The organism is Streptomyces sp. LS1784 (assembly GCF_020103755.1).
Taxonomy (GTDB): Bacteria; Actinomycetota; Actinomycetes; order Streptomycetales; family Streptomycetaceae; genus Kitasatospora.
Map to the genome: position 1 here is coordinate 1 of NZ_JAHSQD010000183.1, position 14,216 is coordinate 14,216.

Genomic DNA, 14,216 nt, shown 5'->3' on the forward strand with positions numbered 1-14,216 from the left:
TCCACCGACCGCGGCAACGCCACCGCCACCACCTGCTCCGGCCCCACACCCCGCGCGATCAACGCATGCGCAAACCGGTTCGCCCGGACATTCAACTCCCGGTACGTCAACTCAACGTCACCGCAGATAAGTGCGATTTCTTCCGGGGTGGCCGCCACCTGCGCCGCGAAAGCCTGCGGCACCGGAACGGCACCCACCTCGCGCGCAGTCGCGTTGCCCCGCTCCAGCAGCCGGTACCGCTCGTCGCCGTCGAGCAGGTCAATCCGACCGATCCGCCGGTCCGGATCGGCGGCGACCGCCTCCAGCAGAAGCATCCAGCGCCGGACGAGGGCCTCGACCGTCGACCGCTCGAACAGGTCAGTGGCGTACTCGACCACGCCGACGATCCCGTCCGGGCCGCCGTCGGGGCCGAACCGCTCGCTTAGGTTGAAGCCGAGGTCGAACTTGGCCGTCCCGGTCGGCACGGCGAAGGCGGACACCCGCAGGCCGGGCAGCCCGAACTCGCCCATCGGCGCGTTCTGCACGGCAAGAATCGTCTGGAACAGCGGGTGGTGCGACAGCGACCGGGACGGGTTCAGCACCTCCACCAGGTGCTCGAACGGCACGTCCTGGTGGGCGTAGGCGGCGAGCGCCGTGTCCCGTACCCGTCCCAGCAGGTCGCTGAAGGCCGGGTCGCCGCTGGTGTCGGTGCGCAGCACCAGCGTGTTGACGAAGAAGCCGACCAGGTCGTCCAGCGCCTCGTCGGTCCGGCCCGCGATCGGGCTGCCGATCGGAATGTCCGTCCCCGCGCCCAGCCGGGTGTACAGCGCCGCCAGGCCAGCCTGCAGCACCATGAACAGACTGGTGCCGGTGTGACGCGCCAACTTGACCAGACCAGCGTGCAGTTCGGGGGACAGCTCCAGTGCGAGGGTGTCTCCCCGGTAGCCGGCGACGGCTGGCCGCTGTCGGTCCGCGGGCAGCGCGATCCGCTCCGGAAGCCCTTCCAACTGAGCTGTCCAGTAGGTCAGTTGCCGGGCGAACCGGCTGTCCGGGGCGGTCGGGTCGCCGAGCAGCCGGCGCTGCCAGAGGGTGTAGTCGGCGTACTGCACCGGCAGGGGCGTCCGGCCCGGCTCGCGACCCTGGCACCTGACGGCGTAGGCTTCGGCGAGGTCGCGGGAGAACGGGCCGGTGGACCAGCCGTCACCGGCGATGTGGTGCACGACCAGCAGCAGCACGTGCTCGTCCGGCGCGAGCGCGAACAGCTCCGCCCGCAGCGACGGTTCCTCCGCCAGATCGAACGGGAGACGTGCCACCTCGGCGAGCTGTTGCGGCAGTTCGGCCTCAGCGGCTTTGGTCACCCGGATCCGGGGGCGGGCCGCGCCGGGGTCGAGGACGCGCTGGCACGGCACGCCGTCGATCTCCGGGAACACCGTCCGCAGGCTCTCGTGCCGGGCCACGACGTCGGCCAGCGCCTCCTCCAGCGCCTGCCCGTCGAGCGCTCCGGTCAGCCGCAGCGCCAACGGGATGTGGTAGGCCGCGGCGGCCCCGTCCATTCGGTGCAGGAACCACAGCCGGCGCTGCGCGAAGGACAGCGGCACCGCCTCCGGGCGCTCGCACGCCACCAGTGCGGGCCGGGCCCGGTCGGCCCCGGCGAGCCGCGCCGCCAGGCCGGATGCCGTCGGCGCCTCGAAGAGCGCGCGCAGCTCCACTTCGACCCCCAGCGCCGAACGCACCCGGGAGACCAGCCGGGTGGCGAGCAGCGAGTGCCCGCCCAGATCGAAGAAGTCATCCTCGACACCGACCCGCGGTCGCTCCAGCACCTCGGCGAACAGCTCGCACAGGATCTCCTCCTGCGGCGTCCGCGGCGCACGGCCAACCTCGGCCGCGCCCGATGTCGGCGCGGGCAGCGCCGCGCGGTCCAGCTTCCCGTTCGGCATCAGCGGCAGCGCGTCCAGCACCACGAACGCCGACGGCACCAGGTAGTCCGGCAGCCGGTCACGCAGGTGCGCTGCCAGCTCCGCAGGGCGGACGGCCGTGTCGGGGCGGGAGGCGACGTAGCCGATCAGCCGGTCGTCCTGGGCTACGACGGCGGCCTGGGCGACGGCGGGGTGCTCAGCCAGCGCGGCCTCGACCTCACCGAGCTCGACCCGGAAGCCGCGCACCTTCACCTGGTCGTCGGCGCGACCGACGTACTCCAGCTCGCCATCGGCCCGACGCCGCACCAGGTCCCCGGTGCGGTACATCCGCGCACCCTCCGGCCCGAACGGGCACGCCACGAACCGCCCCGCCGTCAGGCCCGGCCGGTTCAGGTAGCCGCGCGCCAGACCCGGGCCGGTGACGTACAACTCCCCTGCCACGCCCGGCGGCACGACGCGCAGCCACTCGTCCAGCACGTACACCCTGAAGCCCGCGACCGGTCGCCCGATCGGCGGCACGCCGGACCCCGGCGACAGCGGGTCACTCATGGTCGCGCACACCGTGGTCTCGGTCGGGCCGTACGCGTTGATCATCCGCCGCCCGGGTGCCCAGCGCTCCACCAGCTCCGGCCGGCAGGCCTCACCCGCCACCACCAGGGTGGCGGCCGTGAGCTCGGCACCGTCCAGCGCCGCCAGGGCCGACGGCGGCAAAGTCACATGGGTGACGCCGAGCCGACGGTCCGTCAGAGCCTCCATCGGAGCCTCGGACGGGGCCAGCACGAGAGCGGCGCCAGTGAGCAGGGCAGCGCACAGGTCCCAGAACGACGCGTCGAAACTGGGCGAGGCGAACTGGAGCACCCGGCTACCCGGCACCACGCCGAGCCGCTCGACCTGCGCCGCCACCAGGCCGGACACACCCGCGTGGCTCACCACCACGCCCTTGGGCCGACCGGTCGAACCCGAGGTGTAGATCACGTACGCCGGGTGCCGGACCCCGGGCGTCACCACCGGATCGGTCTCCGGGAAGCCCGCCGCCTCCGCCACCATCGCCGGATCGTCGACCACCAGAGCCGGCCGCGCGTCCTCCAGCATGTACGCGATCCGGGCGGCGGGGTACCCCGGGTCCACCGGCAGGTAGGCGGCCCCGGCCTTCAGCACACCCAGGACCGCCACCACCGACTCCACCGAACGCGGCAGCGCCACGGCCACGATCCGCTCCGGCCCGATGCCACGGGCGATCAGCGCGTGCGCGAACCGGTTGGCCCGGTCGTTCAGTTGGCGATACGTCAGCTCGGTCCCGCCGGAGACCAGGGCGACCGCGTCCGGCGTGGCCGCCGCCTGTGCCGCGAACGACTCCGGCAGGCTCGCGGCCGCCCCCTCCCGCGCGGCGGCGGGCAGGAGTTCGCGGCGCTCCTCCTCGTCCAGCAGGTCGATCTCGCCGATCGGCCGGTCGGGAGCGGCGGCGACCGCGGCCAGCAACCTGGTCCAGCGGGCCACCAGGGTCTCGACCGTCCGGCGGTCGAACAGGTCGGTGCTGTACTCGACCGCTCCGGTCAGCCCGGCCGGCGCGCCGTCGGGCCCGCGGTTCTCCGCGAGGCCGAAGGTCAGGTCGACCCGTGAGGTTCCGGTCGGTACCGGCACGCCGGAGACCGCCAGCCCGGGCAGCTCGAAGTCACCCATCGGCGCGTTCTGCATGGCCAGCACGGTCTGGAACAGCGGGTGGAGCGACATCGACCGTGCCGGGTTCAGCACCTCCACCAGGTGCTCGAACGGCACGTCCTGGTGCGCGAAGGCCGCGAGTGTCGTCTCCCGTACGCGGCCCAGCAGTTCGAGGAAGCTCGGGTCTCCGCCGGTGTCGGTGCGCAGCACCAGCGCGTTGACGAAGAAGCCGACCAGGTCGTCCAGCGCCTCGTCGGTCCGGCCCGCGATCGGGCTGCCGATCGGAATGTCCGTCCCCGCGCCCAGCCGGGTGTACAGCGCCGCCAGGCCAGCCTGCAGCACCATGAACAGGCTCGCACCCGAACGCCGGGCCAACTCGGCCAGGCCAGCGTGCAGTTCGGCATCCATACGGATGTCCAGCACCCCGCCGCCGTAGGACATGACCGCCGGCCTGGGCCGGTCGGTCGGCAGCGGGAGCTGCTCGGGCAGCCGGGCGAGCACCTCGGTCCAGTACCCGACCTGGCGCGCGAACACGCTGTCCGCGTCGGACTCCTCGCCGAGGATCTCGTGCTGCCACACGGTGTAGTCCGCGTAGCTCACCGGCAGTGGCGCCCAGCTCGGGGCGCCGCCCCGCCTGCGCGCGGCGTACGCGGCCGCGAGGTCCCGGGAGAGCGGACTCATGGACCAGCCGTCTCCGGCGATGTGGTGCAGGACGACCAGCAGGACGTGCTCGTCCGGAGCGAGCGCGAACAGCTGCGCGCGGACGGGCAGATCCGTGGTCAGGTCGAACCCGCGCGCGGCCGCCTCGCGCAGTAGTTCCGGCAGCTCCGCTGCGCCGGCCTGACGTGCCGGCACCCGGATCACGGCCTCCTCGATACTCAGCACCCGCTGGTACGGCACCCCGCCGGTGTGCGGGAACACCGTGCGCAGGCTCTCGTGCCGGGCCACCACGTCCGCCAGCGCGGCACCGAGGGCCTCCCGGTCGAGGTCGCCGGACAGCCGCAGCGCCAACGGCATGTGGTAAGTGGCGCTGGGTGCCCCGAACTGCTGGAGGAACCAAAGCCTGCGCTGCCCGTAGGAGAGCGGCATCGGCTCGCGACGCGACCTGGGCATCAGCGCCTGTCGGGCCGCCGTGGCCTCGTGCAGCCCGGCCGCGAGCCCGGCCGGTGTCGGCGTCCGGAACAGCCTGCGCAGCTCCAGTTCGACCCCGAGGGTCGCCCGGACCCGCGAGACCAGCCGGGTGGCGAGCAGGGAGTGCCCGCCGAGGTCGAAGAAGTCGTCCTCGACGCCGACCCGCGGCCGGCCCAGCACCTCGGCGAACAGCTCGCACAGGATTTCCTCCTGCGGTGTCCGCGGCGCCCGCCCGCCCCCGGCCGGACCCGGCTCCGGCGCGGGCAACGCCGCCCGGTCCAGCTTCCCGTTCTGCGTCAGCGGCAGCGCTTCCAGCACCACGAACGCCGACGGCACCAGGTGGTCGGGGAGCCGCTCGCGCAGGTACGAGGCCAGCGCGGGCCCCGTGGTCCCGGCACCGGCCGACGGCACGGCGTACGCGACGATCCGGGTGTCGCCCGGCCGGTCCTCGCGGGCGAGCACCGCGACCTGGGCCACATCGGGATGCGCGGCCAGTTCGGCCTCGATCTCACCCGGCTCGATCCGGAAGCCCCGTACCTTCACCTGGTGGTCCACCCGGCCGGCGAACTCCAGCTCCCCGTCGGCGCGCCAGCGGACCAGGTCTCCGGTGCGGTACATCCGCGTGCCCGCCGGTCCGTACGGGTCGGCGACGAAGCGCCCGGCGGTCAGGCCCGGACGGTTCAGGTAGCCCCGGGCCAGCCCCGCCCCGGCCAGGTACAGCTCGCCCGTGACGCCGGGGGCGACCGGCCGCATCGCCGCATCCAGCACGTACACCCGGCTGTTGGCGATCGGACGGCCGATCGGTACCGGCAGCGGGCAGTCGGCGGGGTCGGCGGGCAGCGGGTAGGCGGTGACCACATGGGTCTCGGCCGGGCCGTAGTGGTTGTGCAGCGCCCGGCCGGGCACGCGGCTCCGGAAGCGCCGGAGGCCACCGCCGAGCCGCATCGCCTCACCGGCCTGTGCGATCAGCCTCAGGTCCGGCAGCTCCCGCCCGTGTTCCTCGGCCGCCTCCGCCAGCGCCTCGATCACCAGGTTGGGTGCGAACAGCTCTGCCACCCGGTGCCGTTCCAGCCACCGCAGCAGGAGTTCGGCGCTGCGGCGCTGCACGTCGGTCGGCACCACCAGGGTCTTGCCGAACAGCAGCGCGGACAGCATCTCCTGTACGGACACGTCGAAACTGAGGGCGGTGAACTGCGCGGTCCGGGTACCCGGTTCGCCGCCGACGGCGCGGTGGTGCCAGTGCAGCAGGTTCCTCAGGGCGCCGGAAGGCATCACGACGCCCTTTGGCCGTCCGGTCGAGCCCGACGTGTAGATGACGTACGCCGGGTGCCGGGCGTCCGGGACCACCAGTGGGTCGGTGTCCGGGTACGCCCCGGGCGCGTCGACGGCCGCGAGGTCGTCGAGCACGACGGCCGGCCGCGCGTCGGCGAGCATGTACTCGATCCGGGCCGCGGGGTAGTCCGGATCGACCGGCAGGTACGCGGCGCCGGCCTTGAGCACCGCGAGGACGGCCACCACCAGCTCGACCGAGCGCGGCAGGCACAGGGCGACGACCTGCTCCGGCCCCACCCCGCGCGCGATCAGTGCATGCGCCAGGCGGTTGGCCCGGCGGTTCAGCTCCCCGTAGGTGAGCACGGTGTCCTCGAACACCACCGCCTCGGCGCCCGGGGTGGCCCGGACCTGGGCCTCGAACAGGGCGGGCAGGCCGGCGTCGGGCACCGGACGGGCGGTGTCGTTGCGCGCGACCAGCAGCTCGTGCCGCTCCTCGGCGGTGAGGACGTCGATCCGGCTCAGCGGCCGCTCCGGCTCGGCGACCACCGCCGCCAGCAGTCGCAGCCACCGGGCGACCAGCGCCTCCACCGTGGCCCGGTCGAACAGGTCGGTGGCGTACTCGACGTGGCCGATGATGCCTTCGGGGGCCCCGCCGGTCCCGCCGCGCTCCACCAGGTGGAACGAGAGGTCGAACATCGCGGTGGGCGACTGCACCAGCATGATCTCGGAGGACAGACCGGGCAGTTCGAAGGCGGAGCGCGGCGCGTTCTGCAGGGCGAGCAGCGTCTGGAACAACGGCTGACGGGTGAGCGACCGGGCCGGGTTGAGGGCCTCGACCAGGTACTCGAACGGCAGCTCCTGGTTGGCGTACGCGGCCAGCGCGGTGTCCCGGACCCGGGCCAGCAGCTCGGCGAAGGTCGGGTCCCCCGAGGTGTCGGCGCGCAGCACCAGCGTGTTGACGAAGAACCCGACGAGCTCGTCCAGCGCCTGGTCCGTACGACCCGCGATCAGACTGCCGATGGGGATGTCCTCACCGGCGCCCAGCTTGGTGAGCAGGGCGGAGAGTCCGGCCTGGAGCACCATGAACACGCTGGCGCCGCGCTCCCGGCCGAGGCGGACGAGGGTCTCGTGCAGTTCGGCGTCCAGTTCGACGTCAAGGTGCCCGCCCCGGCTGGAAATGGCCGTGGGACGGGGCCGGTCGGCGGGCAGCGGGATCTGTTCCGGCAGGTCGGCCAACTGCTCGGTCCAGTAGTCCGCCTGGCGGGCGAACAGGCTCTCCGGGTCGGTCCGGTCGCCGAGCAGCCGGTCGTGCCACAGGGTGTAGTCGGCGTACTGCACCGGCAGGTCCGCCCACTGCGGTTCCCCGCCCCGCAGGCGCGCCGTGTACGCGGTGGACAGGTCGGCCGACATCAGGCCCAGTGACCAGGCGTCGCCCGCGATGTGGTGGATCACCACCAGCAGCACGTACTCGTCCGGCGCCAACCGGAACACCTCGGCGCGCACGGGCGGTTCGGCGGCCAGGTCGAATCCGCGCCCGACGGCCTCGGCCAGCGTCTCGGGCAAACCCTTCTCGTCGGTGCTCGTGACGGCCAGCCGCGGCCGGGCCGCCTCGGCGTCCAGGACGTGCTGGTACGGCACTCCGTCGTCCTGGGGGAAGACCGTGCGCAGGCTCTCGTGCCGGGCGACGACGTCTCCGAGCGCCGTCCGCATCGCCTCCCGGTCCAGGTCGCCGGTCAGCCGCCAGGCCAGCGGGATGTGGTACATCGCGCCGGCGCCCTCCAGCTGGTCGACGAACCACAGTCGCCGCTGCGCGTACGACAACGGAACGCGCTCGGGCCGCTGCACGGGGCCCAGCGCGAGCCGCGCCCGGTCGGCCCCGGCCAGTCCGGCGGCCAGCCCGGCCACCGTCGGGGTCTCGAACAGGCTTCGCAGCTCCAGTTCCACGCCCAGGGTCGCCCGCACCCGGGCCACCAGCCGGGTGGCGAGCAGGGAGTGCCCGCCGAGGTCGAAGAAGTCGTCGTCGGCGCCGACCCCCGGCACGCCCAGCACCTCGCCGAACAGCCCGGCGAGGACGTGCTCCTGCGGGGTGCGCGGCGCGCGTCCGGCCGGTGCCCCGGTGATGTCGGGCTCGGGCAGGGCGCGCCGGTCGAGCTTGCCGTTGACGGTCAGCGGCAGGGCGTCGAGGGCCATGAACGCGGCCGGCACCATGTGGTCCGGCAGCCGCTCGCGCAGGTGGGCGCGGAGCGCGTCGGGCTCGGCGGCCGCCCCGGCGGCGGGCACCAGGTAGGCGACCAGGCGCGTGTCGTCCGCCCGGTCCTGCCGGGCGATCACCGCCACCTGGCGGACCTGCGGGTGCTCCGCCAGAGCCGCCTCGATCTCACCGAGCTCGATCCGGAAGCCTCGTACCTTCACCTGGTCGTCCGCCCGGCCCGCGTACTCCAGCATCCCGTCCGCGCGTCGCCGCACGAGGTCGCCGCTGCGGTACATCCGCGAGCCGGCCGGCCCGTACGGGTCGGCGACGAACCGCCCGGCGGTCAGACCCGGACGATCGAGGTAGCCGCGCGCGAGCCCGGCACCGGCCACGTACAGCTCGCCGACCACCCCGGGGGGCACCGGCTGCAGGTACGTGTCGAGCACGTGGGCGCGCAGATCGGGGAGGGCGGTGCCGATGACGCTCGCCGGGTCGGCGGTGTGCGTGCGGTCCAGCTCCAGGTGGGTGACGTGCACGGTGGTCTCGGTGATGCCGTACATGTTGACCAGCAGCGGGGCGTCCGGGTGGCGCTCGTACCAGCCGGCCAGTCGGGCGGGCTCCAGCGCCTCGCCGCCGAAAACCACCGTGCGCAGCGCGGACAGCTCGCTTCCGGGGGCGTCCTCGTCCGCCTGCACCAGCTGGTGGAACGCGGACGGCGTCTGGTTGAGCACCGTCACCCGTTCGTCGGCCAGCAGACGCAGGAACCGCTCGGGCGAGCGGCTGACCTCGAACGGCACCACGACCAGTCGTCCGCCGTGCAGCAGCGGCCCCCAGATCTCCCACACCGAGAAGTCGAAGGCGTAGGAGTGGAACAGCGTCCACACGTCCTCGGCGGAGAAGTCGAACAGCTTCCGGGTGGTGTCGAACAGCCGCACCACGTTCCGGTGCGGGACCACCACGCCCTTGGGCTTCCCGGTGGAACCGGAGGTGTAGATGACGTAGGCGGCGCTCTCGGCCGCGACGTCCACACCAGGGTCGGTGTCCGGCAGCCCGTCCAGCCCGGGGTCGGCGTCGAGGACGAGCCGGTCGAAACCGTCCGCGCCCGGCAGGTCGCCGGTGCGGCTGTCCGTCAGGAGCACTGCGGGCCGGGCGTCGTCGAGCAGGTGGGCGATCCGGGCGGCCGGGTAGTCCGGGTCGACCGGCAGGTACGCGGCGCCGGTCTTGAGCACCGCGAGAACGGCCACCACCAGCTCGGCCGAGCGCGGCAGCGCCAGCGCCACCAGCCGCTCCGGTCCCACCCCGCGGCCGATCAGCGCGTGCGCGAGGCGGTTGGCCCGGGCGTTCAACTCCCCGTACGTCAGCCGGGCATCGCCGCACACCACCGCGACCGCCTCCGGCCGCTCCCGCGTCCGGGCCTCGAACAGCGCGGGCAGGCCGGTGGAGACGGTCGCCTCGGTGGCGACCGGCCTCGGCAGCAGGGCGCGCCGCTCCTCGACGGAGAGCAGGTCGAGACGGCTGAGGCGCCGCTGCGGGTCGGCGACCGCCGCTGAGAGCAGTCGTACCCACCGGGCGATCATCGCCTCGACGGTCGCCCGGTCGTACAGGTCGCAGGCGTATTCGACGAATCCGTCGATCCCCTCCGGGGTGCCGTCCTCGGCGTGCCGCTCGGACATCGAGAAGATCAGGTCGAGCTTGGAGGTGGTGGTGGTCAGCTTCACCTCGCCGGTCTCCAGCCCTGGCGGGGTGAAGTCGGCCCGCGGGGCGTTCTGCAGCACCAGCATGACCTGGAACAGCGGGTGGTGCGACAGCGACCGGGCCGGGTTGAGGGCCTCGACCAGGTACTCGAACGGCAGCTCCTGGTGGGCGTAGCCGGCCAGCGCGGTGTCCCGGACCCGGCCGAGCAGCTCGGCGAAGGTCGGGTCCCCCGAGGTGTCGGTCCGCAGCACCAGCGTGTTGACGAAGAACCCGACGAGCTCGTCCAGCGCCTGGTCCGTACGGCCCGCGATCAGACTGCCGACCGGAATGTCCTCGCCCCCGCCCAGCTTGGTGAGCAGGGCGGAGAGTCCCGCCTGGAGCACCATGAACAGACTGGTGCCGTGCGCGCGGGCGAGCTCGCGCAGGCCGCGGTGCAGGTCCGCGTCCAGCCCGGTCCTCACGAAGTCGCCCCGGTGCGAGGCCACCGCGGGCCGGGGCCGGTCGGTGGGCAGCTGGATCCGCTCCGGCAGGCCGGCCAGCTGCCCGGTCCAGTAGTCCGCCTGCCGGGCGAACAGGCTGTCCCGGTCGGCGGCGTCGCCCAGCAGCTCGTGCTGCCACAGGGTGTAGTCCGCGTACTGGACCGCCGGCGCCTCCCACGACGGCTCCTCACCACGGCGGCGTGCCGCGTAGGCGGCGGTCAGGTTCTGGGCCAGCGGGCCGAGCGACCAGCCATCGCCCGCGATGTGGTGCACCACCAGCAGCAGGACGTGCTCGTCCTCACCGAGCTCGAACAGCTCGGCATACAGCGGCAGATCGGTCTCCAGGTCGAACCGGCAGGCCAGCGCCGCGGCCAGGACACCGTCCAGCTCCGCCTCGGTGGTCCGGCTCACGCCCAGCCGCGGGCGGGCCGCCACGGCGTCCAGCACCCGCTGGTGCGGCACGCCGTCCACCGCCGGGAAGAGCGTCCGCAGGCTCTCGTGCCGGGCCACCACGTCCGCCAGCGCCGCCGTCAGGGCCTCGCGGTCGAGCGGCCCGGACAGCCGCCACGCCAGTGGGATGTTGTAGTTGGCGCTGGCGCCCTCCAGCTGGTGCAGGAACCACAGCCGGCGCTGGGCGAACGACAGCGGGGTCCTCTCCGGCCGCGGGTACGGCTTCAGGGCGAGCTGGGCCCGGCGGGCGCCCGCGAGGGCGGCGGCCAGCGTCGCCGGGGTCGGGGACTCGAACAGGGTGCGCAGCTCCAGCTCCACGCCCAGGGTCGCGCGGACCCGGGCGGCCAGCCGGGTGGCGAGCAGGGAGTGCCCGCCGAGGTCGAAGAAGCTGTCCTCCACCCCGGCCTCGGCCACCCCGAGGACCTCGGCGAACAGCTCGCAGAGGATCTGCTCCTGCGGGGTGCGCGGCGCGCGGCCGGTGCCCGTCGAGGCGAGTTCCGGCGCGGGCAGCGCCCGGCGGTCGAGCTTCCCGTTGGTGGTCAGCGGCAGCGTGTCCAGTTCCACGAACCCCGAGGGCACCATGTACTCCGGCAGCCGCTCGCGCAGGTGCTCGCGCAGCTCGGCCGGGCGCGGGGCGGCGTTCGCGGCGGGCACCAGGTACGCGACCAGCCGGGTGTCGTCGGTGCGGTCCTGCCGGGCGAGCACGGCGACCTGCGCGACGCTCGGGTGCGCGGCCAGCGCCGCCTCGATCTCGCCGAGCTCGATCCGGAAGCCGCGCACCTTCACCTGCTGGTCGGCCCGGCCGACGAACCGCAGGCTGCCCTCCGTGGCCCGGCGCACCACGTCGCCGCTGCGGTACATGCGTGCGCCGGCCGGCCCGAACGGGTCCGCCACGAACCGTCCCGCCGTCAGGCCGGGCCGGTTCAGGTAGCCGCGCGCCAGTCCGGCGCCCGCGACGTACAGTTCGCCGGCCACGCCTGGGGCGACCGGCCGCAGGTGGGCGTCCAGCACGTAGGCGTGCAGGTCCGGGATGGCGGCGCCGACCACACTGGCCGCCCCCGCGGTCGCGACCGACCGGTCGAGCGCGGCGTAGGTGACGTGCACGGTGGTCTCGGTGATGCCGTACATGTTGACCAGCAGCGGCGCGTCGTCCGGGTGCCGCTCGTACCAGCCCGCCAGCCGGGCGGGCTCCAGCGCCTCGCCGCCGAACACCACCGTGCGCAGGGCGAGTTCACGGCCGAACTCCGGGGCCTCCTCGTCCGCCTGGATCAACTGGTAGAACGCGGAGGGTGTCTGGTTGAGGACCGTCACCCGCTCGCGGGCGAGGAGCTCCAGGAAACGGTGGGGCGAGCGGCTGGTCTCGTGATCCACGACCACCAGCCGGCCGCCGTACAGTAGCGGGCCCCACAGTTCCCAGACCGAGAAGTCGAAGGCGTAGGAGTGGAAGAGCGTCCAGGCGTCCTCGGCGGAGAACGCGAACAGCTCCCGGGTGGTGCCGAACAGCCGCACCACGTTCCGGTGCGGGACGACCACGCCCTTGGGGTTGCCCGTGGACCCGGAGGTGTAGATGACGTACGCCGGGTGGCCTGGGTCGACGGCGACGCCGGGGTCCCTGTCCGGCAGTTCGTCCAGGTCGGCGGTGTCCAGCACGAGCCGGTCCACGAACTCCGCGCCGGGCAGCTCGCCGATCCCGCCGGTCGTCACCATCAGGGCCGGGCGGGCGTCCTGGAGCAGGTAGGAGATCCGGGCCGCGGGGTACTGCGGATCCACCGGCACGTAGGCGGCGCCAGCCTTGAGCACGGCCAGGACGGCGACCACCAGCTCAGCCGAGCGCGGCAGGGCCAGCGCCACCAGCCGCTCCGGCCCCACGCCCCGATCGATCAGGGCGTGTGCCAGCCGGTTGGCGCGGGCGTTCAACTCGGCGTACGTCAACGCGGCATCGCCGCTCACCACCGCGATCGCGTCCGGGTTCGCCCGCACCCGCGCCTCGACGAGCGCGGTGATGGTGCTCTCCGGGGTGCGGTCGGTCGGCTCGGCTCCGGCCGGCAGCAGCGCGCTCAGCTCCTCCGCCGACAGCACGTCGATCCGGCCGATCCGGCGGTCGGGGTCGGCGGCCACGGCCCTGAGCAGCCGCAGCCAGCGCTCGACGAGGCCGGCCGCGGTCGCCTCGTCGAACAGGTCGGTGCTGTACTCCAGCACGCCCGACAGGCCGTCCTCACCGGGCCGTTCGGTCAGGATGAAGGTCAGGTCGCACTTGGCCGTCCCGGTGCCGACCAGGTCGCTGGTCACCCTGAGCCTCGGCAGGTCGAAGGTGCCCGTCGGCGCGTTCTGCAGCGCGAGCATGGTCTGGAACAGCGGGTGGTGCGCCAGCGACCGGGCCGGGTTCAGCTCCTCCACCAGGTGCTCGAACGGCACGTCCTGGTGCGCGTACGCGGCCAGCGCGCCGGCCCGTACCCGGCCCAGCAGTTCGGTGAACGACGGGTCGCCGGACAGGTCGGTGCGCAGCACCAGGGTGTTGACGAAGAAGCCGACCAGGTCGTCCAGGGCCTCGTCGGTGCGTCCGGCGATCGGCGTCCCGATCGGCACATCGGTGCCGGCCCCGAGCTTGCCGAGCAGGGCGGCCAGGGCGGCCTGGAGCACCATGAACAGGCTGGCGCCGCCGTCCCGGGCGAGCGCGCGCAGGCCCTGGTGCAGCTCGGCGTCGATCCGCACCGGCAGGTGGGCGCCCCGGAAGGACATCGCGGCCGGCCTGGGCCGGTCGAAGGGCAGCTCGGTCTGCTCCGGCAGTCCCGCGAGCCGGTCCGACCAGTAGGCGAGCTGCCGCCTCTGGAGGCTGTCCGGGTCGGTCTCCGCACCGAGCAGTTCACGCTGCCAGAGGGTGTAGTCGGCGTACTGGACGGGCAGTCGGGTCCACTCCGGCCTCCCGCCCGCCGCCCGTGCCGCGTACGCGGCGGTCAGGTCGCGCGCGAGCGGGCCCATCGACCAACCGTCGCCCGCGATGTGGTGCACCACCAGCAGCAGGGTGTGCTCGTCCTCGCCGAGCTCGAACAGCTCGGCCCGCAGCGGCGGTTCGGCCGCCAGGTCGAAGCCGTTCCGGGCCGACTCGGCCAGTCGCTCCGGCAGTTCGCCCGGTCCGACCGGGGTCACGCGCAGCCGGGGCCGGGCCGCGTCGATGTCCAGCACCCGCTGGCACGGCTCGCCGTCGACCACCGGGAAGACGGTGCGCAGGCTCTCGTGCCGCTCCACGACGTCCGCCAGCGCTGCCTCCAGGGCCCGTCGGTCGAGGTCTCCCGAGAGCCGCAGGGCCAGTGGCACGTTGTAGGTGGCGCTCGGCCCCTCCATGCTGTGCAGGAACCACAGTCGGCGCTGGGCGAAGGACAGCGGCACCGTCTCGGGCCGCTCGCGCCGCGCCGGCGCGGGCCGCGCCCGGCCTGCGGCGTCCAC

1 protein-coding gene is annotated in these 14,216 nt (G+C 73.8%); it reads right to left on the reverse strand.

Features of this window, described 5'->3' with window-relative positions:
- A partial coding sequence (locus KS423_RS21315) for a non-ribosomal peptide synthase/polyketide synthase (RefSeq protein WP_224281168.1) occupies nucleotides 1-14,216 on the reverse strand: 14,216 nt, incomplete at both ends.